The sequence below is a fragment of the Vibrio profundum genome (assembly GCF_050337555.1).
Classification (GTDB): Bacteria; Pseudomonadota; Gammaproteobacteria; order Enterobacterales; family Vibrionaceae; genus Vibrio; species Vibrio profundum.
On sequence record NZ_JAKJTA010000007.1, the window covers coordinates 46,939 to 71,663 of the forward strand.

A 24,725-nucleotide genomic window follows, 5' to 3' on the forward strand; every position below is an offset into this window, starting at 1 on the left:
CGTCCTGATTGCAGCGTTAGCGAATGCTATACCGCCTGCATCGATTACCCTTCTTGTTGAGCGGCTAACCTTGTTGAGCAGCTAACACGCGCTGCACTGGCTTAAAGCTTTTTCGGTATGAATCGATAACGCCATACTTTTCTATCGCTTCCAAGTGCGCTTTGGTTGGGTAACCTTTGTGATTGGCAAACCCAAATTCTGGATGAAGTTTATCCAGATCTAACATTTCTTGGTCACGCACAACTTTCGCCAAAATAGAGGCCGCACTGATCTCAGCGACACGTAAATCGCCTTTCACGACAGCTTCCGCATCCATTGGCAGTTGTGGCACCCGATTGCCATCGATCAAGCAGTACTGAGGAGCAATATGCAGTCCAGCAATAGCGCGCTGCATGGCGACCATGGTCGCCTGTAAAATATTAAGCTCGTCGATTTCCTGAGGTGAGCAGCGGCCAATTGACCACGCCAGTGCTTTTTCTTTTATTTCAGGAAACAAAGCTAAGCGTTTCTTTTCCGATAACTTTTTAGAATCCGTGAGACCAACTATTGGTTGATTCGGATCGAGTATCACAGCAGCAGTCACCACATCACCCACGAGTGGGCCTCGCCCAACCTCATCAATACCCGCGATAAGCTCAATGCCCTCAGGGTATTCAAAAGGGGCAAATTCAGGTTGAGTCGTCTTTTTCTTTATCATCTTATGCGTCGATCAATTTTAATACGGCGTTGGCGGCTTGTTGGTCGGCACCTTTGCGAATCCAATGATGCATTTCGGTAAACTTCTCAATCAGAGCCTGATTATCCGAATCCAACAGCTCGCTCACTGCCTCAAACAACTTGTCTGGGGTGCAATCTTCTAACAATAGTTCTTTAACCAGCTCTTGCTCAGCGAGAATATTAGGCAAAGACACATAATCGGTTTTGACCAACTTCTTCGCGATCCATGCGGTGATAGCGTTTACCTTGTATCCCACCACCATTGGCCGTTTTATCAGCATGCACTCTAGTGCGACAGTCCCCGACGCCAGTAACACCGCATCAGACGCAGCAATAACGTTATGCGCTGTATCATTCACCAATTGAAACTCAAGCTCTGGCGCTAAATCTTGCCAAGCCTGCTCAAACTGCTGACGTCGCTTTTCATTGACCAAAGCCACGACAAAGCCGAGATCTGGGTACTGGCGATGCAGCTTTTGACAAGTTTGAATAAAAGGCTCACACAGCATAGCCAGCTCACTCCCACGACTGCCTGGCAGTACCGCCAACCACTTTTTATCTTGAGAAAGATTGAGCGCCATACGAGCAGCAGCCTTCTCCGTTTTCATTGGAATAGAATCGGCTAAAGTGTGACCTATAAATTCACAAGGCACGTCGAACTTATCATAAAAGGCTTTTTCAAAGGGTAAGAAAGCAAGCACTAAGTTGGTGGCTGCTTGGATAGAAAAAATGCGTTTCTGACGCCATGCCCAAACGGATGGGCTGACATAGTGCACGGTTTTAATGCCGCTATCTTTCAAAGTTCGCTCTAAGCGTAAATTGAAATCAGGTGCATCAATACCAATAAAAACATCGGGTGGGTTAGATATAAAGTATTTGACCAGCTCTTTTTTTACTCGAAGTAAACGTGGTAAACGCCCCAACACTTCAACCAAGCCCATCACTGCGAGCTCTTCCATATTGAACAGAGATTGGCAGCCGAGAGCCATCATCTTAGGGCCTCCAATACCGACAAACTCAGCATCTGGATGCAGCTGTTGGATAGCCTTGATCAGGCCTTCTCCCAGAGTATCTCCGGATAGTTCACCAACAACGATACCTATTCTCAGTGGTTTTGCCATGCGCTTTCACCTTACTTCTGACAACCAATACTCACGTTGCCCATTGGCAGATATGAGCATTAATTTAGCTGTCGAAAAACAGCAAAAAGATCGCAACCGAAGCAGCGATCTTTTTATTAATTCCTGTGGCAGATCAGCGGATAATGCCGCGTTCACTACTCTCAATCACATCAAGCATACGTTGAATCGACGGGTATTCTTGCGCCATCTCTTTAAGAGTAGGTAGCGTAATCTCAAGAGTATTCCCTGAACGGTACAACTCTTTATACGCTTTTTGCAGAGCTCGAAGCTCAGGCTTTTCAAACCCATGCCGCTTCAAGCCAACCAAGTTCAGCCCAAATGGTGAAGCGTGGTTACCTTGCGCAAGCACATAGGCAGGCACATCTTGTACAACCGCTGAGCAGCCGCCAATATACGCGTAAGCGCCAATCGTGCAGAAAGGATGAATCGCAGAAAGTGCCATGACTCCCGCGTAATCATCAACCGTCACGTGGCCACCCAAAATTGAGTTATTACCAATATGCGTATGATTACCCACAATCACATCGTGCGCGATATGGGCATTGACACAAAGTAAATTGTCGTTGCCGACAATGGTTTGAGTCTTATCTTGTACCGTACCGCGATGAATTTGTACACTTTCACGGATAACATTGCGGTCACCGATAATCACTCGTGTCTCTTCACCGCCATATTTCTTATCTTGGTTTTCTTCACCAATCACAGCTTGAGGGAAGATCCGGTTATCCTTACCAATCACCGTGTGGCCTTTGATTACCACATGCGACATGATCTCCGTACCTTCACCAATCTCTACATCTTCAGTGATATAAGTAAATGGCCCAACAACCACATTCGCCCCAATCTTTGCGCCTTCTTCTACGACTGCGCTTGGGTGAATTTTTGCACTTTCATGAATCATATTAGAACTCTCTGCGAGCACACTTCAGCACAGCAGAACAGACAACTTCACCGTCTACTTTCGCCGTTCCATTAAATTGGGCGATTCCGCGACGCTCTTTAACAAACTCTACTTCAATCACTAGCTGATCGCCAGGAGTCACAGGTTTACGGAACTTTGCGCCGTCCACACTTGCAAAATAGTAAAGCTCATTTTCTGACGGAGCGCCAAAAGATTTAAACGCCAGCAAACCTGTTGCTTGCGCCATTGCTTCTAGAATAAGCACACCTGGAAAAACAGGCAACTGAGGAAAATGACCTGTAAACTGGGGCTCATTCACTGAAACGTTTTTGATTGCTGTTAGGTATTTTTCTTCTTGGAAATCAATAACGCGATCAATCAACAAAAAAGGATATCTATGAGGCAACAATTCTTGTATCTCAGTGATATTCATAGTTTTATTTTCAGTAGTCAAAGTCATTTTCCTATATAAAATATGTACGTCATTTGCTCAACACCGCGCATTATAAACGAAAAAGGCTCGCTTTTCGCGAGCCTTTTGTAAATTAGCGTAGATCAAGACTCGGAAGTATTATCAAGCTGCTTTTCAACCGCTTTTAGGCGCTTATTCATTTCATCAATACGATGAACACGCGTCGCCATTTTGCGCCACTCTCGATTGGACTGCAATGGAATGCCTGATGAGTACATGCCTTTCTCACTGATACTGCGCATTACCATGCCCATACCAGTGATCGTCACCCCATCTGCAATTTCAATATGCCCATTAAGCACAGAGGCGCCACCAATCACACAATATTTGCCAATGGTGGTGCTGCCCGCGATAATCGTGCCACCCGCCATTGCCGTGCCGTAGCCAATTTTTACATTGTGCGCGACTTGCAACTGATTATCGAGAATCACGTTATCTTCAATGATAGTATCTTCCAGCGCACCGCGATCTATGGTGGTACAAGAACCAATCTCTACACGATTGCCTATCAGCACTGAACCAAGCTGAGGGATCTTAATCCACTCACCTTTCTCATTCGCATAGCCAAAGCCATCCGACCCAATCACTGCGTTAGATTGAACTAAACAATCATCACCAATAGAAATTTCGTGATAAATAGTGACGTTAGCCCAAAGTTTACTGCGATGGCCGATCTTGGTGTTTTTACCAATAAAGCAGCCAGCACCAACAATCGCGTTATCACCCAACTCCACACCGGATTCAATCACCGCATTGGCTCCAATAGACACATTCGCGCCTAAACGAGCCGAGTCATCTATCACCGCAGACGGCGCGATACCGCTAGCGGGGTTTGGAGTAATATCTAACGCTTGGGCTACTTTGGCGAAGGCCACATAAGGATCGTCAACCACTAACACATTCGTGTTACACATATCCTTATGCGCTTCTTTCACCATCACAAGCGTCGCCGTACACTCAGCAAGATGCTTTGCATACTTAGGCGACGACAAGAAAGTCACATGACCTTCCTGTGCTTTATTCATTGGCGCCACCATGGTCACAACTGCTTGTTGATCACCATGGAGTTCACCACCTGTCACTTTTGCCAATTCGGCTAACGTCAATTTAACCATAACTAAATTACTTCAGCTCTTTGATAACTTCTTGGGTAATATCGTACTTAGGATTTGCATAGCGAAGTGCTTGCGCGTCCACAACCATGTCGTAGCCTTGTTTCGTTGCCACTTTTTTCACAGCCGCTTGAATCACTTTAAACAGCTTCTGTCTTTCTTGACCTTCACGACGCTGAGACTCTTGCTCTAACGCTTGGCCTTTAATTTTGTAAGTTGATTCTAGCTGGCCAATCTCAATACGCAGTTTTTCCACGTCCGCCTGCTTCATGATAGAACCATCACGCTTAAGCTTCTGAATCTTTTCTTGAGCTTCAGTTTTAATGTTTTGCAGTTCAGCAGCACGGTCTTTAAACTCTTGCTGCATTTGCTTCATCGCGACTTCACGTTGCGGCAAAGCTTGGAATACAGCCGGCGTGTTCACATATGCGACTTTTTCCGCAGCTTGCGCCGCATTCGCAAAAAAAGACGAGCTCAATAATACTAGGCCAAGGCCCGCTGCTTTGATTAAGTTTTTCAAAATATGTTCCTTTATTAGAAAGTTTTGCCGATAGTAAATGTAAAGAACTCTTCACCGTCACCTTCGTACTTTTTCAGAGGTTTCGCAATGGCAAAAACCAAAGGTCCCATTGGAGACATCCACTGCAATGCAGCGCCGTAAGAAGCACGATAATCAGTTGGATCGGAGTAATCGTAGTAATACTGGTTACCGTATTCGACTTGATTTGGTGAGTAATCAAACTCGGTATCCCAAACGCTGGCCGCATCGATAAACAAGCTGGTACGGATCTGACTACGAGCTTCATCGGACGCGAACGGAGTCGGTACAATCAATTCTAAGCTGGCCAACGCTTGTGCGTTACCACCCACCGATGAGTCAGTCGCGTAATCTTGACCATTGTTCGAACCAGAGTAATCGCGATACACCGCTTTCGGGCCGACTGAGTTTTGGCTAAACCCACGTAACGTAGAGAAACCACCCGCATAGAAGTTCTCATAAAATGGGTACAGGTTATCGTTACCGTTCGTCTTACCATAGCCGTTACCATAACCTAAACGACCGCGCATCAACAATGTGTAGTCATGCTTTTTGGTTAGAGGGATATATTGGCGAACATCGTATTGCATCTTAAAGTACTGCGCGCCTGAGCCCGGTACAGTGATTTTATACGAGGCACTTTGATAGTTACCTGCTGTTGGGAAGTAAGAGCGATCTAGCGCGTTACGAGTCCAACTGAAGTTAATGTCATAGTCATTAGTAATCAGATGGCTGTTGCCATATTGATCAATACTCTTAGCAAACTGCTCAGCTTGCAAGTAAGTCGGAACGTTACCAATGTCGTTTCGTGTGTAACCCACACCAAGCCCAAGTCGGTTCAACTCATCCACCGGGAAGCCCCAGTTCAGGTTGGTACCATAACTGTTATTGGTGTAGTCGACGATGCCTGCATTCGACGCTTCGAATTCGTTATAGAAAACTTTGCCGCCCATGCTGACACCGTCAAGGTTCCAGTATGGGTCGGTATAGCTCAAGCTGACGTTCTTCTGATAATCGTTGGTCATCGCTGTGATGCCTACGCGATTACCCGTTCCCAAGAAGTTCGACTGTTGCAAACCTGCTTGGAAGCTAACGCCTGATTCAGTACCATAACCCACACCAAAGTTTACGCTACCAGAGTTGGCCTCAGCCACATCATAGACTACGTCCACTTTGTCTGGAGTGCCTGGTACTCGCTCAGTTTTCACATCAACAGTCTTAAAGAAACCGGTACGATTTAAGCGCTTCTTACCTGTTTCGACATCCTTAGAATTGAGCCATGAGCTTTCCATTTGGCGCATTTCACGGCGTAATACTTCATCTTTCGTCGAGTTATTTCCAGTAAAGCGAATGTCTTGTACGTACATACGCTTGCCTGGATCGATATGCGTGACCAAGGTGACTTGGTGGGTCTTATCGTCAAACTGAGGCACAGTTTGTACTTTCGGGTAGGCGTATCCCGACTTACCGAGATCTTTCTTGATGCTATCTTCAAAGCTGGTGACTTTAGAACCGTTGTAAGTGTCACCCGCTTTAAATGGGATCATCGACTCAAACTTGGACTTTTCACCAATGAGGTTGCCACGTAGCTCGATTTTCTTAACCGTATAAAGCTGCCCTTCGTGAAGCACCAAGGTAACGTATACACCTTTTTTATCTGGCGAGATCGAGACTTCAGTCGATTCAATCTGAAACTTTACATAACCACGATCCAAATAATAAGATTTCAGCGACTGCAAATCACCCGCAAGCACCTGCTTTTGGTACTTGTCGTCGGATAAGAAGTTCCACCATGGTGCATCGGCATCCAATTTAAAATGCGCAAGCAACACGTTGGTTGAGAAAACCTTGTTACCGATCAGGTTGATTTGTTCAATTTTTGCAGAGGGGCCTTCAGTGAAGACAAACTTTAAATCAGCGCGATTGCGTGGCAATGGCGTCACCACCGCTTTTACCGTCGCGTTGTATTTACCAACACTGTAATAAAAGTCTTCTAAGCCTTTCTCAATATTAGATAATGCGGTTCTATCCAGTGCATCACCCACCGCTACGCCTGAAGCGCCGAGGTTCTTCTTGAGTTGCTCATCCTTAATACTTTTGTTACCCGAAAAAGAAAGACTCGCAATCGTTGGACGCTCTTGCACTTTCACGATCAAAACGTCGTTATTACGTAACACTTGAATATCTTCGTAGTTACCTGAAGCGTACATAGACTGAATGATATCCGCGATATCGCTGCCATTCACTCTATCGCCCACCCGGATCGGCATTTCCAATAATGCCGCCCCTAATGTCACACGCTGCAAGCCTTCAAACTTGATATCTTTTACAACGAACCCTTCAAGACTACTTTGAGCCTGAACTGGGCTCTTGTGGTGTTCAGCCGCATTTGCACAGACACTTGTTGCAATCAATGTTGCTAACAAAACTTTTTTCATTGCCATATTAGTTCTAGTTATTCCTTGATACAGCTGCTGCCTAACTAGAGGCGTGTAAAATCATTAAAAATTGCCAATGCCATTAAAGAAAAAATAATCGCGCCTCCCACTCGGTAGCCCATTTCTTGTACCTTTTCTGGGACCGGTCGACGAATCACGGCTTCAATTGCAAAAAACAGTAAATGTCCACCATCCAACATAGGGAGAGGGACAAGGTTGATGATGCCTAAGTTAACACTGATTAACGCTAGGAAACCTAAGAAATAAACCAGCCCATGTTCCGCAGTCGTACCTGCGCCTTTGGCAATAGAAATCGGTCCACTTAAGTTATTTAATCCAACATCTCCAACCACTAACTTCTTCAACATACTGGCCGTTAACCCAATAACTTGACCAGTTTTATCTAGTGCTTTGCCTACTGAGGCAAATGCGCCATATTGTAAATCAATTCGATATTGTTCAGGCCAAGGCTGTGCTGTCGGTACAATGCCGGCAAAACCAATCAGTTTACCGTTCGCTAATGTTTTCCCGCCAGGAGTCAGAACAATAGACAAGGTGCGACCTTGCCTATCTACGGAAAAGCTCAATTGGGTGTTCGGATTACCTTGGATAGCGCTGACTACTTGCTGCCAGTTGTTGATTGGTTGCCCATCGATTGCCAACAGTTTGTCGCCAGCCTGCAAGCCAGATGCAAAGCCAGCACCACCCTTGTTTACTACCGATAAAACTGGCAATACTTCCGGAATATAGGGAACAATCCCTAACGCATGCATCGCCGAGCCCGCTTCTGGGTCAAAGCGCCAAGAGCTAATATTCAACACCTTACGCTCTTGAACACCTATATCACCTGCAGGAGCTACTGAAACCGTCAGTGACTTATCGCCAATATGAGAAATCAATCCCATATTCACGGACTCCCAATCAGGCGTTTGGACGCCAGAGATGGACTTTAGTTCCATACCAGGTAGCAAACCTGCGTTAGCGGCGATCGATGCTGGTGTTATCTGACCAATAACCGGCTTCACCGTTGGCACGCCAATTAAAAACACTAACCAGTATGCAAAAACTGCAAACACAAAATTGAAGATGGGGCCTGCTGCCACTATCGCGGTGCGTTTCCACAACGATTGCTGGTCAAAAGCAAACGGCTTCTGTTCCTCTGGCACTTCGTCCACACGGCCGTCCAGCATTTTAACGTAGCCACCCAAAGGAATAAGACACACACTATATTCAGTGCCATCTTTACCAATTCGGCTCCAAATTGCCTTACCAAACCCTATAGAAAACTTTTCAACCGTTACACCGCAGCGGCGGGCCACCCAGAAGTGACCAAATTCATGCACGGCGACCAAGATACCAAGCGCAATGATAAAAGAAATAAGATCCCATAAGAAACCGGTCATAAAGTGCGCCCGCGTATCGCTTCCGCTGCATAATTGCGAGCTATTCTATCTAGCTCTAACAAGCTTTCCAAGTCACTACAGCTACGAACATTGGCCATTGCTTCGATTTTATTCAGCACCAAGTCGTTGACAACGCTAATATCGGTAAAACGAATGTTCTCTTTGAGGAACGCGGCCACCGTAATTTCATTGGCCGCATTTAAGGCTGTGGTCGCGTATTGCCCTGCGTAGCAAGCATCAATCGCCAGTTTCAAGCATGGGTAACGCGAGTAGTCTGGCTCAGCGAAGGTCAGTTGGCTAATTTTGGCGAAGTTCAATGGCTCTACGCCCGATTGAATCCGCTCTGGGTAAGCCATTGCATAGGCTATAGGCGTCGCCATATCAGGTTGGCCTAATTGAGCAATCACCGAGCCATCTTGATACTGAACCATGGAATGAATAACCGATTGGGGGTGAATCAGTACTTTTAACTGTTCTGGTTGAGTGTTGAACAGCCATTTAGCTTCAATGTACTCCAACCCTTTATTCATCATGGTTGCGGAGTCGACAGATATCTTCGGCCCCATCGACCAGTTAGGGTGAGCAATTGCCTGCTGAGGCGTTACCTGAGAAAACGTTGCAATATCAGCTTCACGCAGTGGACCACCCGAACCAGTCAGTAAAATGTGGTCAACGCCGCTTGCGGCTAAATCGCATCTTCCTAAGTTTTGTTGGATAACATCAGGAAAACACTGATAGATGGCATTGTGCTCACTATCGATAGGCAAAAGCTCAGCGCCACTTGCGTGCACCGCGTCCATGAAGATTTGCCCTGTCATCACAAGCGCTTCTTTATTCGCTAGGAGCACACGTTTACCAGCCTTAACGGCGGCAAGAGTCGGAAGCAATCCAGCAGCACCAACAATAGCGGCCATTACCATATCAACTTCGGGTAATGATGCCACCTGACAAGCTGCCTCTGAACCAGCTAAAACTTGTGTTTCGACCCCGCTCTGCTTAAGCAGGCCTTGTAACTGATAGGCCGCATCCTTGTCAGCCATGACCGCATATTCAGGGCGAAAGCGGCAGCACAGCTGATGCATTTTTTCACTATTGCTACCCGCGACTAAAGCGGTAACTTGATACTTATCCCGATTGTGCTCTATCACTTTTAACGTGCTATCACCGATTGAACCGGTCGCGCCTAAAATCGTTATCTTACGCATCATAAGTCATCACTAATTTGTTCATAGGAAAAAGCATCTGTTCACCTGCCACTAAAGCAGAAAATACAGCAAGGTAAAAATAGGAAACGCGGCGGTTAAACTGTCTATGCGATCCAGTACGCCACCGTGGCCTGGAATGATTTTGCTGCTGTCTTTAATGCCTGAAACACGCTTGAACATGCTTTCAACCAAATCACCTAACACTGAAAAAACAACCGTAAATAAAGTAATAACGACCATAGTGCTGGTATTTTCAAAGTGTAATTGAAACCAATGCGCAGATAAGCAAGCAACTAAAATGGCTGCGACAACCCCGCCAATTAAGCCTTCGATGGTTTTATTCGGACTGACTGAAGGTGCCATGCGGCGTTTACCGAAGCTTTTACCCGTGAAGTACGCGCCGCTATCTGCTGCCCACACTATCAAACAGACAAATAATACCAATTTAGCACCATGATACGGGTCATTGCCCACTTCCTCGGCGCGTAGTAGCAACACACTCCAAAAAAAGGGTAATAGAGTCACGATGCCAAACAAGTGCCGAGCACTATTGCATCCTTCCCACAGGGGACGAGATTTTGGGTAAGTAATCGCGAGTACACTCGAAGCAATCCACCACAGACCGCCAGCGGCCAATATGAAGTAGTAAGCGGGTAAATGGCTATTTAAGCTAACGTGATCCATTGGGATCAGATACAGACTCAGACCACTCAGTAGCACGCTCGGGATCAACGCGAGATAACGTGATTTGTGGTTCACAAACTGGGTCCATTCCCAGAAACCAATCAGAGTCACTCCGGCTATTGCAACAGCAAACCATGGCAATGGCAGAAGAAATATCCCCAATATAACCAGTGGGGCGAGTAACAATGCGGTAATTATTCTTTGCTTCAAACTGTTTGAATCCTGTATTAATTATCTATCAGCGCTTTGATTTGCTCACCGGTACAACCAAACCGCCTTTCACGATCGACAAACCAAGATACAGCTTCAACCAAGCTGTCTTCATTAAAGTCTGGCCAATACGTCGGTGTAAAATACATTTCTGCGTATGCAACTTGCCACAGTAAAAAGTTGCTAATCCTGCGCTCTCCACTGGTGCGAATCAACAGGTCAACATCGGGCAAATCTGACATCATGAGCTGACTTGCGATACGTTCTTCGGTTATGTCCTGCGCTTTTAACTGGCCGTTTTCTACCTGTACTGCAAGCTGTCGAGCCGCCTGTGTTATATCCCAGCGACCACCGTAGTTCGCGGCAACGTTCACCACCATACCAGTATTGCTAGCCGTCATCTCTTCGGCTTGGGAAATTTTCTTTTGCAGGCGCTGACTAAAACGTGATAGGTCACCTACCACACACAGACGCAAATTATTGCGATGCAGCTTAGTGACTTCCGTCGATAAAGCGGCAATAAACAGCTCCATCAACAATCCCACTTCTTTCTCCGGTCGACGCCAGTTCTCACTGCTAAACGCAAACAAAGTGATCGCTTGCACTCCTAGCTTGGCGGCCGTCGAAATTGTTTTTCGCACAGCTGACACGCCATTTTTATGGCCAAAGACGCGCGGTTTACCCTGAGCTTTTGCCCATCGACCATTGCCATCCATAATAATCGCAATGTGTTTCGGTAAGGCTTCAGGGGGAAGTTGTGAATTTTGCATATGGATTAAGGACTACCAGCGGATATTGGGGCATCAATAAAACAACGCTGTGACGTCACTTCAGCACAGCGTTGTTTTAGATTTTGACAGGAGTTTATATAAATATTTAAACTTCCATCAACTCTTTTTCTTTCACAGCTAGAACTTCATCAACTTTCTTCACTGCGATATCAGTTAACTTCTGGATTTCGTCCTGCGCTTTGTGGTCTTCATCTTCAGAAATTTCTTTATCTTTTAATAGCGCTTTAAGGTCGCCGTTCGCGTCACGACGGATGTTACGGATAGCAACACGGCCACCTTCAGCTTCACCACGTACGATTTTCACCAAGTTTTTACGACGCTCTTCAGTAAGAGGAGGAAGCGGTACACGGATTACTGTGCCAGCAGACATTGGGTTCAGACCCAAATCAGACTGCATGATCGCTTTTTCTACTTTTGGTGCTAGCTCTTTGTCAAAGACAGTGATCGCAAGAGTACGCGCATCTTCTGCAATAACGTTTGCTACTTGGTTCAATGGTGTCGCGGCGCCATAGTACTCAACAGAAATACCTGACAGCAAGCTAGGGTGTGCACGGCCTGTACGAATTTTTGACAGGCTGCCTTTCAATGCTTCTACGCTTTTGTCCATGCGCTCTTGCGCATCTACTTTGATTTCGTCAATCACGATCTCACCTTAATAATTTGGGTTCTGACTTAAAGAAAATTGATTGTATACAAGGGCAACAGCCTGATATTCAGGCTGCTTGTGTATCTCATTTCGTTGAGACTGACTCGGAATCGCTGATCAGCGTCCCTTCCACTTCACCCATAACTACACGACGTAATGCGCCTGGTTTATTCATATTGAAAACGCGAATTGGCATTTTGTGATCGCGAGCTAGCGTAAACGCGGCTAAATCCATCACTTTCAATTCTTGTTCTAAAACACTTTGATAAGACAGCTTATCATACAACTCCGCTTCTGGGTTGGCTACTGGATCTGCGGTAAATACGCCATCAACTTTAGTCGCCTTCAACACGATATCCGCTTCAATTTCAATACCGCGTAGACACGCAGCAGAATCGGTCGTAAAGAATGGGTTGCCTGTACCGGCTGAAAAAATAACTACTCGACCTTGGCGCAACTGGCTGATCGCATCTGCCCAGTTGTAATCATCACATACGCCCTTCAACGGAATCGCAGACATCACGCGCGCATTCACATATGCACGGTGCAGTGCATCACGCATTGCTAGACCATTCATCACGGTAGCAAGCATACCCATATGATCACCAACAACTCGATTCATACCAGCTTCTGCTAAGCCTGCACCTCGAAACAGGTTACCGCCACCAATCACAACGCCCACTTGAACGCCTAGCTCGACCAGCTCTTTGACCTCTTGAGCCATGCGGTCAAGAATAGTCGGATCGATACCAAAACCTTCTGCGCCTTGTAATGCTTCACCGCTTAATTTTAACAGGATACGTTGATATTCAGGTTTAGGGTTCGTTGTCATGGACTTTTCCTTACAAAAGTTTGAGTCGTGGATTAACCGTCATCATTTGGTGCTTGATGTTATCTATCAAAGCCAAATGGTCACTGCTATCTTCTGCGCTCTAAAGTACGGCATTTATTCACAAAAAGACCGTAGCCATGGCCACGGTCTTAACAGTTAACACTTAGTCGCTAGGATTAACCTTTTTGCGCTAGTGCTACTTCTTCAGCAAAGCTCATTTCTGCGCCTTTCTCGATACCTTCACCTACTTCAAGGCGAACGAACGTAGAAACAGAAGCAGAACGCTCTTTTAGGATTTCGCCAACAGTTTTCTTAGGTTCCATTACGAACGCTTGACCTGTTAGAGAAACTTCGCCGGTGAATTTCTTCATGCGGCCAACAACCATTTTTTCAGCGATTTCAGCTGGCTTGCCTTCGTTCATAGCGATTTCAACTTGAACGGCTTTCTCTTTTTCAACTACGTCTGCAGGTACATCTTCTGGGTTAACGTAATCTGGACGAGAAGCAGCAACGTGCATAGCAACGTGCTTAAGAGTTTCAGCATCGCCTTCACCCGCAACAACAACGCCGATTTTCTCACCGTGACGGTAAGAAGCAATAGCAGTGCCTTCAACGTACTGTACGCGACGGATAGCTACGTTTTCGCCGATTTTAGTTACTAGAGCGATACGAGTTTCTTCGAATTTCGCTTGTAGTTCTTCAGCAGTCGCTTTAGAAGCAAGTGCATCTTGTGCAACTTCGTTTGCAAACGCAAGGAAGTTAGCATCTTTAGCAACAAAGTCAGTTTGGCAGTTCACTTCAAGAAGAGCAGCAACGCCGTTTTCTTCTTTGATGATGATAGTGCCTTCAGCCGCTACGTTACCTGCTTTCTTTGCAGCTTTAGCAGCACCTGATTTACGCATGTTTTCGATTGCAAGTTCAACGTCGCCGTTCGTTTCGTTCAGCGCTTTCTTACAGTCCATCATACCTGCGCCAGTACGGTCGCGCAGTTCTTTAACTAGAGCAGCAGTTACAGCCATTCTCTATTCCTCAGTTGATTCTGGATTTGGTAAAAATCAGGGGCCAATATATGGGCCCCTAATGCTAACTATAACTTGGTGTGCACATCAAAAATGAGTTTGCATCACCAAGTTGGGCAGAGCCGCTATTATTCAGCTTCTTCTACGAAACCGTCTTTTTCAGCAACTTCAGCAACGTCTTTGTTACGGCCTTCAGTTACAGCTTGACCGGCCGCGTTTAGGTACAGTTGTACCGCACGGATTGCATCATCGTTACCTGGGATGATGAAGTCGATACCGTCTGGGTTAGAGTTAGTATCTACAACAGCGTAAACTGGGATGCCTAGGTTGTTAGCTTCTTTAACTGCAATGTGCTCGTGATCAGCATCGATAACGAATAGAGCGTCTGGAAGACCACCCATATCCTTGATACCACCAAGAGATTTCTCTAGCTTCTCCATTTCACGGGTACGCATTAGAGCTTCTTTCTTAGTTAGCTTGTCGAAAGTACCATCTTGAGCTTGCGCTTCTAGGTCTTTTAGACGCTTGATAGATTGACGAACAGTTTTGTAGTTCGTAAGCATACCACCTAACCAGCGGTTGTTTACGTAGAACTGGTTGCTTGCAATAGCAGCTTCTTTAACAGCTTCAGATGCAGCGCGTTTAGTACCAACGAAAAGAACTTTACCTTTTTTCTCGCCAACTTTAGCTAGCTCGTTAAGAGCTTCGTTGAACATAGGTACAGTTTGTTCTAGGTTGATGATATGAACTTTGTTACGAGCACCAAAGATGAATGGCTTCATTTTTGGGTTCCAGTAACGAGTTTGGTGACCGAAGTGAACACCAGCTTTAAGCATATCGCGCATTGATACAGTTGCCATTTTAAAATCCTCTATGGGGTTAGGCCTCCACATTCCCCATGAATCCGACCCCTAGCTAACTTGTTAGCTGAAGCACCCCGGAACATGTGTCGGAACGTGTGTGATTTAAAGATAAAGTTTAAGGACGTGCACAGCTTCGCTAATAAGTAGAGAACACTGAGCACTGTTCCGGCGCGCTTTATACCATATTTCTAGGCATTTTGGCTAGTAAAAGTTGCTGTCACTCCCATGGTAAAGAAGCGTTCAGCCCACTTCAGGTAGCAAAATGAGTAACGCTATCGAACACTAGCAGTCAGACTGATTTCATACACTTTCCGAATTCTTCCTGTTAGAATAATTCTTATTAGCACAACCCCACCTCAAAAACAGTTGGAACCTCGATGTCTATACACATTAAAACTGATGAAGAAATTGAAAAAATGCGGATTGCTGGCAAGTTGGCTGCCGAAGTTCTAGAAATGATCGCACCGCATGTGCAACCTGGTGTAACGACCGAAGAACTCGACCAAATATGCCACAAGCACATTACTGAAGTTCAAGACGCGATCCCTGCGCCTCTCAACTATCACGGTTTTCCGAAATCAATTTGTACGTCGATCAACCACGTGGTTTGCCATGGTATTCCGGCAACGGAAGATAGCCAATGTGGATCGGTTTCACGACCTGCCGTTTTACGAGATGGGGACATCATCAATATCGACATCACGGTCATCAAAGATGGCTTCCATGGCGATACATCAAAAATGTTCTTTGTCGGTGAAGTTCTACCAGCGAACAAACGTCTATGCATGGTTGCTCAAGAAAGCCTGTATTTAGCGATTAAAAAGGTGAAACCCGGCGTAAAGCTAGGCGAGATTGGCACCACAATCGAAAAGTACATCAAGACCAACAATAAAAATAACCCACGCGCTAAGTTCTCGATTGTGAAAGATTACTGCGGCCACGGCATTGGCAGTCAGTTTCATGAAGATCCACAAGTGGTGCATTACAAAAACAACGACTCCACTATCTTACGTGAAGGCATGACCTTTACCATCGAGCCAATGATCAACGCTGGCAAATTTGGCTGTCGCCTAGACGATCAAGATAGCTGGACGGTTTATACTGGTGACAACAAAAACTCAGCGCAGTGGGAACACACTTTACTTGTCACCGCGACTGGCGTTGAAATTCTCACTTTACGCGGCGAAGAGACCATCGCACGAGAATTACACAACTAGTCTGATACTAATCTCAGTAGCTCACGCCTTACCTGCAAAAAACACCCCACACCACGGGGTGTTTTTTTTCTCGAACTGTTTCTGATACATTGTTTTTATCGCTTCTTCAATTGATCAGTCATTATGCCAGCACACTCTCAATCCGCTGAACTGCCTCATGCAATGTCCACTCTTAGCATTAAAGAGGAATTGGCCGAATTTAGCGCCCAGCAAAAGCAGCAGTTTCTCTCTCATCACTCAGTAGTAGAGCTCGTGCAAAGTCGCTCGGATTACATCGACCGCTTGCTATGTCGCCTGTGGCACCATTTTGGCTTCTCAGAGCTCAATAACCTCGCCTTGGTTGCAGTCGGAGGATATGGGCGCGGTGAACTTCATCCCCTATCGGATGTGGATATTCTAGTGGTCTCTAAAAACGCACTGGCAACGGATGAAGAAGAAAAAGTCAGTGAACTATTAACGTTTCTATGGGATTTACGGCTAGATATTGGTCATGCGGTCCGCACGGTAGAAGAGTGTGCCACAATTGGACGAGACGACCTTACCGTGGCAACCAACTTACAAGAATCGCGTTTTTTAGTGGGCTGCAACGACACGTTTATTCGCTTGAAAGAACACATTCTGTCGCAATCTTTTTGGCCAAGTGAAGATTTTTATCAAGCTAAGGTCAAAGAGCAAAAACAGCGACATGCACGCTACCATGACACCACATACAACTTAGAACCGGATGTTAAGTCAACTCCAGGTGGATTGCGTGATATCCACACCCTAAGTTGGATTGCTCGGCGTCACTTTGGCGCCACTTCACTACTCGAGATGAGCCGGTTTGGCTTTTTAACCGACGCAGAATATCGCGAGCTAGTCGAGTGCCAAACTTTTCTCTGGCGTATACGCTTTGCACTACATATCGAACTTAAACGCTACGATAATCGACTCACCTTCGCTCATCAGGCTCAAGTCGCTGAACATTTAGGTTTTACTGGTGAGGGGAATCGAGCGGTAGAAAAAATGATGAAAGAGTTCTACCGCACTTTGCGTCGCGTAGCTGAACTCAATAAAATGTTGCTAAAAATCTTTGACCAAGCCATTTTAAACAATGGTGTGGAATTGGAAGCGGTAAAACTCAGCGACGATTTTCAACGTCGCGGGCCCCTTATTGAAGCAAGAAAGCCCGCTCTATTCCAAGCGCGCCCAGAAACTATATTGGATATGTTTATCCATATTGCCAACGACTCCACGATTGAAGGCGTCGCGCCATCAACCATGCGCCAATTGCGCACCGCGAGGCGCAGGTTAAACAAGTTTTTGCATACGATCCCTGAGGCTCGAGAAAAGTTCATGAGCCTTGCCCGTCATCCAAACTGCCTCACTAAAGCCTTCAGCCTGATGCACAAACTAGGCGTGCTCGCAGCATACTTTCCGCAATGGAGCCAAATCGTCGGACAAATGCAATTCGATCTTTTCCATGTCTACACGGTCGATGAGCACAGTATCCGCCTACTAAAACACATCCATACATTTAGTTCTCCTGAGAACAGCAACAAACACCCAATATGTTGTGATGTTTTCCCAAGAATTCAAAAGAAGGAATTGTTAATACTGGCGGCCATCTTCCACGATATCGGCAAAGGCCGTGGTGGCGATCACTCTGAGATCGGCGCAATAGAAGCTTATCAGTTTTGTATTGATCACGGTCTATCAAAGCCAGAATCTAAATTGGTCTCATGGCTGGTCAAAAACCATTTATTAATGTCCATTACCGCCCAGCGCCGAGATATTTACGATCCAGAGGTGATCACCGAATTTGCTAAGCAAGTACGCGACGAAGAGTATTTAGACTACCTAGTGTGCTTAACCGTCGCCGACATTTGTGCAACCAACCCAGAGCTTTGGAACAGTTGGAAACGCACCCTACTCGCTGAGCTATTCCACTCTACCCAGAGAGCACTAAGGCGTGGATTAGAAAACCCAGTTGATGTGCGAGACAGAATTCGCCACAACCAGCAGCTCGCTTCTGCACTGCTGCGTAAAAAAGGCTTTACCACTCAGCAAATCCACGATTTATGGCAACGCTTCAAAGCCGATTATTTCCTACGCCACACACATAAACAAATTGCTTGGCATGGCAGCCATTTAATTGAGCACCAAGATCATAGCGAACCCTTAATTTTGGTCAGCCAAAAGGCTACGCGAGGTGGCACAGAAGTTTTTGTTTACTGTCAGGATCAAGAAGCTCTGTTTGCCACCATTGTTGCTGAACTTGACCGCAGAAACTTCAGCGTCCACGATGCACAGGTATTAACCAGCAAAAATGGCTACGTGTTGGATACCTTTATGGTACTCGATCGCCACAGCCAAGCCATTCCGAATCACACCCACCCGACTCTTATCAAACAGCTCACCCAAGCTCTCAAGCTCGGCTGGCAATCCAAGCTCAAGCTACGAAGAACGCCTAGACAGTTACAACACTTTAAAGTCTCTACTCAAGTCGATTTCTTACCGACCAAGAGTAAGAAACGTACACTAATGGAGTTTGTCGCCTTGGATTCACCGGGCATGCTCGCGACCGTTGGGGCAACGTTTGCAGAGCTGGGGATAATCCTCCATGCCGCCAAAATCACCACCATTGGGGAGCGCGCTGAAGATTTATTTATTATCACCAGCGATCAAGGCACTCAACTGGATGAGGTACAAAAGCAAGTTCTTCAAGAAAGGATAGCGAGTAATATTGAAAAATTGAGTCGCAAATAGGTGCTTTATTATATCGCAGCCGCTTCATATACTAGCGACACTAAATAGACCTGACTCTAAGCCATCTCGCTCAACATATTATCAGGGCAAGTCGTATACAATTTACTCTAATAGAAAAATTGAAAAAGTACGCCGTCACGTATATACAGACTCGCATCAGCTATACTGAGTCTGAGGGTTAAATTCCATGAGAAAGAAGATATACGTGATGGTACAGCGAAATATTCATGGTGAGTGGGCTTTACGTGTTGAGAAGCAGATGCTACATGCCAAAGTAACAGGTTCAACCAACAAAGAAGCCTGTCAAGTTTGGGCTGAGGAAGTGAAAGAAATCATTCTATCATCCCTAGGCGGGGGAGCTGTTCCTTGGGTTTACTTAGTTGATGGTCGACACTGGGAGATGGCTTCATCTGATTCTTGGGAAGCCAGCAATGAATTCATAGAGTGGATATCCGAGCATAATTGTATTTTGTGTGCATTCGTCCTTTCCAAAAAAATACAACGATTTGCTTTAATAAACGGACTAGAAAACCAAAGTGTTTTTCAAGTTTTTTTTCATTATAATGAAGCCTACCAAGCTTGCCTAGATAGCCTCACTGAAGCTCAAAAAAGGCACAAAGAATAATCTTCATAATTTATTTTTCCGCCTTCTTGTACCCGAAAATAAGCTAGATTGTCTTTTTCTGAAACATACGTTCTCCGACTACTCGACCAACTAACTCCCCCTGAATTCTGGCAACATCTCCCACCTCAGCCTACTATCGATTAGGGTGCTTGTTCTTTGTGCGCCCTCGTATCGCATTGTATCTGGAGAGATAAGCCATGTTTCCCAATCTTACGGGCCTTGGTATTCAAGACCCGAAACAAATTGAACGCTATTCGCTTCGTCAAGAAGCGCACAAAGACGTACTCAAGATCTATTTTCAAAAACAAAAAGGCGAGTTATTCGCTAAAAGTGTTAAGTTTAAATACCCACGGCAAGTGAAAAATGTTCTGGTTGATCGCGGCAGCCATCAATACAAAGAAGTCACCGAGATCAGCCGAAGCTTACTGATAGTCATCGATGAGCTGAATACGCTAACCAAGCCGGAAAAACTGGCTGAAGTGGACGTGAAAAGTAAAATACTTGCTGACTTGAAGCACTTAGAAAAAGTCGTCACTTGCAAGATTGCAGAAATAGAAGCGGATCTAGATAAATTAAAATAACGGCGTTATCCGTTCTTCATTTGAAGAAGGCTAGCGTGAGAGAGCGTCGTAGAAATGTCGCCCAGAATAGCACTGGGCGACACTTTAAATTAACCTATATCCAGCCACAGTAATTGCCAAGTACTACTAGGGCAATCAAAGCCATGATACCTGCGAGTACATCATCAACCATGATGCCAAACCCGCCGCCTACTTTCTTATCTAGCCAGCTGATCGGCCACGGCTTAACCATGTCAAAGAAACGGAACAATACAAAACCTGCAACTATCCAGTGCCAATCCCAAATATTTAGGTTGAGGTATGGCACGACCAACATAGTGATCCAGAAACCTGCAAATTCATCCCATACAATCGAGCCGTGATCGTGCACACCCATATCGTCGGAGGTCACTTGGCAAATCTTAATACCGACCAAACACGACAATACAACCGCCACGTAATATACGCTGGCAGGCAATTGTACTAACAATAAATAAAATGGAATCGAGGCTACTGTGCCCATAGTCCCAGGTACAATCGGTGATAAGCCACTACCAAAGCCAGTTGCTAGCAGATGCCATGGGTTTTTCAACGATAATTTCGCTTTTGGATCAGTCATCATTTATCCTCAAAATGGTCAAAACCTGCAAGCTGCCAGTCTAAAGGCTGGTCTCGATTATGCAGATCAAGTTTGTCGCCAGATCGAATCTGGCCGATACAGGTCACCTTAGTACCAGTATGCGCGAGGGCACTTTTTAAGCTGCCTTTATTGGCTTCTGGAACCGTAAAACACAATTCGTATTCTTCACCGCTGGTTAACGCGTATTGTTTTGCGGTGGTCAAATCCCCCACAAACGACAGCAGCTCTTTAGAGATAGGTAGAGTTCCGACATCAATGGATGCCCCTACCCCTGAACGCTTAAGAATGTGGGAAAGATCAGCAATTAAACCGTCTGAGATATCAATGGCCGCATTAGCAAGATTAAGTAATGCCTGCCCCGCCAGCACTCTTGGTGTCGAAAAGTAGTGACGTTGTTCTAGTTCAGTCGCAAAAGGCTTATCGCGCAGCTGCGGCTGCAAGATGACATCAAGGCCTGCTTTGCTGTCACCCAAGTCTCCTGTGACATAAACCCAATCCCCGACTTTTGCCGCATCCCGACGTAACGCGCGGTTTGCATCAACAAAACCTTGCACGGTAATGCTAATACTCAAAGGGCCTTTCGTCGTATCTCCACCCACCAGCTGCACACCAAAATAGTCCGCTAACTTGAAAAAAGCCTGACTAAATTCGTGTAACCAAGGTTCATCAATATCTGGGATCGTTAACGCCAGCGACACCCAAGCAGGAGTGGCACCCATCGCAACCAAGTCACTAATATTGGACGCTAATGCTTTGTGCGCCAACCAAGCAGGGTTCGCTTCTGGCAAAAAATGAGTGCCTGCCACTAAGGTGTCAGTGCTGACGGCAATAGAAGCGTGTTCGGGAGGCTGAAGTAGCGCGCAGTCATCGCCAATCGCAAGCAACACATCTTTTCGCTGTGGCTGCTTATCACGGAAATAGCGATCGATGAGATTAAATTCGTTCGGCATGGGGAATATGCTTTGTCGTTACAGGTTACTGGAAAAGAAAAAGGCCAGCGTATGCTGACCTTTCTGGAGAGAAGCTTACTTCTTTCTCACGTGAGGGGCGGCTTTATCAAGCACCCCATTCACAAACTTATGACTATCTTCTGCAGCAAAGACTTTCGCAAGCTCGATTGCTTCATTGATAACCACTTTGTAAGGAACGTCATCACGGCGTGTCATTTCGTACATAGCGAGACGCAACAGCGCAAGTTCCATCATATCTAGATCTTGCATTGGTCGAGATAGATAAGGTCTTAGCTTACTATCGAGCTCAGTGTGACTCAGCACGACGCCAGTCAATAAGTCTCTAAAGTAGTTAACATCGGTTTCTGGTGCCGATAACGCTGGCTCAGCTGCATGATTCTCTTCTTCATCATACTTGCCCCCAGATAAAAATTGTTCTTCAACTTTAGCAACATTTTCTTTGGTGATTTGCCAAGAGTAAATTGCTTGTAAAGCAAATTGACGTGCATTACGACGCGCGGCTGGTTTCACACTGCCCCCCATTAGGAATCTATTTCTGCGAGAACATTAATCATTTCAAGTGCGCTTAGTGCTGCCTCTGCACCTTTATTTCCAGCCTTGGTTCCTGCGCGCTCAATTGCCTGATCAATGGTCTCAACGGTTAAGACACCAAACGCCACTGGAAGACTGTATTCCAACGACACTTGTGCCAAGCCTTTGTTACACTCGCTACAAACATAGTCAAAGTGTGGTGTACCACCACGGATAACTGTGCCAAGAGAGACAATCGCATCATACTTACCAGTTTTCGCTACGCGCTGCGCAACTAACGGCAGTTCAATTGCTCCGGGACAACGAACAACAACAATGTTGTCATCGCTAACCTGACCATGACGCTTTAAAGTATCGATTGCACCAGAAAGAAGACTTTCGTTAATAAAGCTGTTGAAACGAGAAATAACAATAGCAATTTTTGCATTTGGTGCTGGGAAGCCACCCTCGATCACTTTCATATGTTTTCCTTTAACTATGTTCATCAAGTGAGAATCGCCGGATTCTAGCACAAAACTGTGACTAATATCTAATGAGAATTAGTATATTTGCTTGAGAAATTGGTCCGGCGGTTATCGTAATTATTCGCAGATATATTCAACCACATTCAAACCAAAACCACCTAACGCATGGTATTTCTTATCGCTTGAGGAGAGAAGTTTCATGTCAGTAACGCCGAGATCAGCCAAAATCTGCGAACCGATCCCCACGCGGCGTGACGTCCCTTGCTTTTTCGCAAGGGTTGGCGCTTCGCCATTATCTTGCATTTCAAACACCTTCACACGGTGCATCAGCAGCTCTGGGGACTCTTCATTACCCAGAATAACTAAAACGCCCCCGTCCTTCCCGATACGTGTCATCGCCTGATCGAGTGACCAACTGCGCTCAGCACTGCGATCACTGCGGAGTAAATCAGTGAAAGTATCTTGTAGATGGACTCGAACAACTGGCACGTTCTCTGCGTTGATTTCGCCTTTGGTTAAGGCATAGTGCACTTGATTGTCAATGATATCGCGGTATGTGTGCAGTTCAAATTGACCGAATTCAGTCGGTAAGTGGCACTTAGCCACGCGCTCAATCGTGGTCTCAGTGTTGTTACGATATTCAATCAAGTCGGCGATAGTGCCTAGTTTGATACCGTGCTTCTGCGCAAACACTTCTAAATCAGGACGGCGTGCCATCGTGCCATCGTCATTGAGGATTTCTACAATAACAGAGGCTGGCTCCAGCCCAGCTAAACGCGCTAAATCGCAGCCCGCTTCAGTGTGACCTGCGCGAGTTAGTACGCCACCTTCTTGAGCGGCAAGTGGAAAGATGTGACCCGGTTGAACCAAATCTGCCGCTTTGGCACCTTTGGCTACCGCAGCTTGCACCGTTACTGCGCGATCAGAAGCAGAGATGCCGGTCGTTACACCTTTAGAGGCTTCAATCGACACTGTGAAATTGGTGGTATATTGAGCATTATTGTCTTGAACCATAGGCGGCAGGCCTAAATTCTCACAGCGCTCTTTCGTCATAGTTAAGCAGATCAAGCCGCGACCATGAGTCGCCATAAAGTTAATCGCCTCGGCCGTTACGTGCTCGGCGGCCATAATCAAGTCGCCTTCATTTTCACGATCTTCATCATCCATTAGGATGACCATTTTACCTTGGCGGATATCTTCAATAATCTCTTGTGGGGTACTGGTTGTCATTCTATTGTCCTACGACTTAATTATTATAATCTTGATAACTTTACTACCGATGAGCCCGTTTTCATGAATACTCATCGCCGAATTGAGTCACTTTCAGAGAAAAATTAGGCGAAACCATTCTGCTGCAGAAATTCCATCGTCAGTCGAGATTCTGGTTTCTGCTCTTCCGACTCTCCACGCAGTAAACGTTCCATATACCGCGCTAATACGTCGACTTCTACATTCACCTTATGTCCGATTTGAAACGACTCAATCGTGGTCTCACTTGAGGTATGCGGTACTATGGTTAATTTAAATGCGTTCTTTGCAAGTGCATTCACGGTGAGGCTAATGCCATCAACAGTTACCGAACCTTTTTCTGCAATGTACTTAGAAATGCTTACTGGAATTTCCACCCAAAATTCGATAGAGCGGCCAACTTGCTGGCGTTGAGTGATCTGACCGATACCATCCACATGCCCAGAAACAATATGGCCACCAAATCGAGTCGTCGGCAACATCGCTTTCTCCAAGTTCACCTGATCACCAACTTGATAATCGATAAACGCAGTCTTATTCAATGTCTCCAGCGAAAGATCGGCTCGGTAAGCGTTGTCGCGTTTCTCTATTACGGTCAAGCACACGCCATTCGTTGCAATGCTATCACCCAGTTTAACATCCGACATATCCAGTGAACCGCTTTCAACGGTTACGCACATATCGCTGCCTTTTGTTTCCAATGCCGTCAAGGTTCCTACGGCTTCAACTATTCCAGTAAACATAATTC

At 45.8% G+C, this 24,725-nt stretch carries 26 protein-coding genes; 5 read left to right on the top strand and 21 right to left on the bottom strand.

The features are described 5' to 3' along the window. Positions 1 to 64: 64 nt before the first annotated feature. The 13 genes from rnhB to pyrH form a co-directional block, all read right to left on the bottom strand. On the bottom strand, positions 65 to 697 hold the full coding sequence (gene rnhB / locus L4C34_RS07735) for a ribonuclease HII (protein WP_428788767.1): 633 nt from the start codon (positions 695 to 697) through the stop codon (positions 65 to 67). Between the two features lies 1 nt (position 698). Further along, the gene (gene lpxB / locus L4C34_RS07740) at positions 699 to 1,838 is read right to left on the bottom strand and encodes a lipid-A-disaccharide synthase (protein ID WP_428788768.1); all 1,140 of its coding nucleotides are present in this window, start codon (positions 1,836 to 1,838) and stop codon (positions 699 to 701) included. Between the two features lie 133 nt (positions 1,839 to 1,971). Next, a complete protein-coding gene (gene lpxA / locus L4C34_RS07745; protein ID WP_428788769.1) occupies positions 1,972 to 2,760 on the bottom strand; it encodes an acyl-ACP--UDP-N-acetylglucosamine O-acyltransferase in 789 nt (262 codons plus the stop codon). A 1-nt stretch (position 2,761) separates the two neighbouring features. Then, a complete protein-coding gene (fabZ, locus tag L4C34_RS07750) occupies positions 2,762 to 3,214 on the bottom strand; it encodes a 3-hydroxyacyl-ACP dehydratase FabZ (RefSeq protein ID WP_428788770.1) in 453 nt (150 codons plus the stop codon). A gap of 101 nt (positions 3,215 to 3,315) precedes the next feature. Continuing rightward, positions 3,316 to 4,347 (bottom strand): UDP-3-O-(3-hydroxymyristoyl)glucosamine N-acyltransferase, encoded by a 1,032-nt coding sequence (gene lpxD, locus L4C34_RS07755; protein WP_428788771.1) that lies wholly within the window; start codon positions 4,345 to 4,347, stop codon positions 3,316 to 3,318. A gap of 7 nt (positions 4,348 to 4,354) precedes the next feature. Continuing rightward, positions 4,355 to 4,864 (bottom strand): OmpH family outer membrane protein, encoded by a 510-nt coding sequence (locus L4C34_RS07760; RefSeq protein ID WP_428788772.1) that lies wholly within the window; start codon positions 4,862 to 4,864, stop codon positions 4,355 to 4,357. 14 nt (positions 4,865 to 4,878) lie between these two features. After that, positions 4,879 to 7,326 (bottom strand): outer membrane protein assembly factor BamA, encoded by a 2,448-nt coding sequence (bamA, locus tag L4C34_RS07765; RefSeq protein ID WP_428788773.1) that lies wholly within the window; start codon positions 7,324 to 7,326, stop codon positions 4,879 to 4,881. A 38-nt stretch (positions 7,327 to 7,364) separates the two neighbouring features. Continuing rightward, positions 7,365 to 8,723 (bottom strand): sigma E protease regulator RseP, encoded by a 1,359-nt coding sequence (rseP, locus tag L4C34_RS07770; protein ID WP_428788774.1) that lies wholly within the window; start codon positions 8,721 to 8,723, stop codon positions 7,365 to 7,367. Beyond that, complete coding sequence (gene ispC / locus L4C34_RS07775; RefSeq protein ID WP_428788958.1) at positions 8,720 to 9,928, bottom strand: 1-deoxy-D-xylulose-5-phosphate reductoisomerase; 1,209 nt, start codon at positions 9,926 to 9,928, stop codon at positions 8,720 to 8,722. The genes rseP and ispC overlap by 4 nt, the downstream gene beginning before the upstream one ends. Before the next feature lie 51 nt (positions 9,929 to 9,979). Further along, positions 9,980 to 10,822 carry a phosphatidate cytidylyltransferase gene (locus L4C34_RS07780; protein WP_428788775.1) on the bottom strand — a complete coding sequence of 281 codons (843 nt, stop codon included), beginning with the start codon at positions 10,820 to 10,822 and terminating at the stop codon, positions 9,980 to 9,982. 17 nt (positions 10,823 to 10,839) lie between these two features. After that, positions 10,840 to 11,592 carry an undecaprenyl pyrophosphate synthase gene (uppS, locus tag L4C34_RS07785; protein WP_428788776.1) on the bottom strand — a complete coding sequence of 251 codons (753 nt, stop codon included), beginning with the start codon at positions 11,590 to 11,592 and terminating at the stop codon, positions 10,840 to 10,842. Between the two features lie 106 nt (positions 11,593 to 11,698). Beyond that, complete coding sequence (gene frr, locus L4C34_RS07790; RefSeq protein WP_428788777.1) at positions 11,699 to 12,256, bottom strand: ribosome recycling factor; 558 nt, start codon at positions 12,254 to 12,256, stop codon at positions 11,699 to 11,701. Between the two features lie 88 nt (positions 12,257 to 12,344). Beyond that, positions 12,345 to 13,091, bottom strand: a complete 747-nt coding sequence (gene pyrH, locus L4C34_RS07795; protein ID WP_428788778.1) for a UMP kinase — start codon at positions 13,089 to 13,091, stop codon at positions 12,345 to 12,347. On the opposite strand from pyrH, the gene L4C34_RS07800 reads away from it, so the two are divergent. Then, complete coding sequence (locus L4C34_RS07800; protein WP_428788779.1) at positions 13,090 to 13,251, top strand: hypothetical protein; 162 nt, start codon at positions 13,090 to 13,092, stop codon at positions 13,249 to 13,251. The two genes, pyrH and L4C34_RS07800, sit on opposite strands and share 2 nt — an antisense overlap. A 16-nt stretch (positions 13,252 to 13,267) precedes the next feature. Here the strand turns inward: L4C34_RS07800 and tsf are convergent, their stop codons facing one another. Both tsf and rpsB read right to left on the bottom strand, forming a co-directional pair. Then, positions 13,268 to 14,110, bottom strand: coding sequence for a translation elongation factor Ts (tsf, locus tag L4C34_RS07805; protein WP_428788780.1), 843 nt, complete (start codon positions 14,108 to 14,110; stop codon positions 13,268 to 13,270). 128 nt (positions 14,111 to 14,238) lie between these two features. Further along, complete coding sequence (rpsB, locus tag L4C34_RS07810) at positions 14,239 to 14,970, bottom strand: 30S ribosomal protein S2 (protein ID WP_428788781.1); 732 nt, start codon at positions 14,968 to 14,970, stop codon at positions 14,239 to 14,241. Positions 14,971 to 15,350: 380 nt separating this feature from the next. Here rpsB and map point away from each other — a divergent pair, with 380 nt between their 5' ends. The 4 genes from map to L4C34_RS07830 all read left to right on the top strand — a co-directional run bounded on the left by map (position 15,351) and on the right by L4C34_RS07830 (position 20,144). After that, entirely contained in the window at positions 15,351 to 16,190 is an 840-nt protein-coding gene (map, locus tag L4C34_RS07815) for a type I methionyl aminopeptidase (RefSeq protein ID WP_428788782.1), read from the top strand. 162 nt (positions 16,191 to 16,352) lie between these two features. Next, the gene (gene glnD / locus L4C34_RS07820; protein ID WP_428788959.1) at positions 16,353 to 18,938 is read left to right on the top strand and encodes a bifunctional uridylyltransferase/uridylyl-removing protein GlnD; all 2,586 of its coding nucleotides are present in this window, start codon (positions 16,353 to 16,355) and stop codon (positions 18,936 to 18,938) included. Between the two features lie 187 nt (positions 18,939 to 19,125). Further along, complete coding sequence (locus L4C34_RS07825; RefSeq protein ID WP_428788783.1) at positions 19,126 to 19,563, top strand: hypothetical protein; 438 nt, start codon at positions 19,126 to 19,128, stop codon at positions 19,561 to 19,563. A 197-nt stretch (positions 19,564 to 19,760) separates the two neighbouring features. Next, complete coding sequence (locus tag L4C34_RS07830) at positions 19,761 to 20,144, top strand: DUF3461 family protein (protein WP_428788784.1); 384 nt, start codon at positions 19,761 to 19,763, stop codon at positions 20,142 to 20,144. A 94-nt stretch (positions 20,145 to 20,238) separates the two neighbouring features. Here the strand turns inward: L4C34_RS07830 and pgpA are convergent, their stop codons facing one another. The 6 genes from pgpA to L4C34_RS07860 form a co-directional block, all read right to left on the bottom strand. After that, entirely contained in the window at positions 20,239 to 20,742 is a 504-nt protein-coding gene (pgpA, locus tag L4C34_RS07835) for a phosphatidylglycerophosphatase A (protein ID WP_428788960.1), read from the bottom strand. Further along, on the bottom strand, positions 20,742 to 21,713 hold the full coding sequence (gene thiL / locus L4C34_RS07840) for a thiamine-phosphate kinase (protein ID WP_428788785.1): 972 nt from the start codon (positions 21,711 to 21,713) through the stop codon (positions 20,742 to 20,744). Before thiL ends, pgpA begins: the two co-directional genes overlap by 1 nt. Before the next feature lie 75 nt (positions 21,714 to 21,788). Beyond that, positions 21,789 to 22,256 (bottom strand): transcription antitermination factor NusB, encoded by a 468-nt coding sequence (gene nusB / locus L4C34_RS07845; RefSeq protein ID WP_428788786.1) that lies wholly within the window; start codon positions 22,254 to 22,256, stop codon positions 21,789 to 21,791. Then, positions 22,256 to 22,726, bottom strand: a complete 471-nt coding sequence (ribH, locus tag L4C34_RS07850; protein WP_428788787.1) for a 6,7-dimethyl-8-ribityllumazine synthase — start codon at positions 22,724 to 22,726, stop codon at positions 22,256 to 22,258. The genes nusB and ribH overlap by 1 nt, the downstream gene beginning before the upstream one ends. A 120-nt stretch (positions 22,727 to 22,846) precedes the next feature. After that, positions 22,847 to 23,959, bottom strand: coding sequence for a bifunctional 3,4-dihydroxy-2-butanone-4-phosphate synthase/GTP cyclohydrolase II (gene ribBA / locus L4C34_RS07855; protein ID WP_428788788.1), 1,113 nt, complete (start codon positions 23,957 to 23,959; stop codon positions 22,847 to 22,849). A gap of 104 nt (positions 23,960 to 24,063) precedes the next feature. Beyond that, positions 24,064 to 24,720, bottom strand: coding sequence for a riboflavin synthase (locus tag L4C34_RS07860; RefSeq protein WP_428788789.1), 657 nt, complete (start codon positions 24,718 to 24,720; stop codon positions 24,064 to 24,066). Between the last annotated feature and the right edge of the window lie 5 nt (positions 24,721 to 24,725).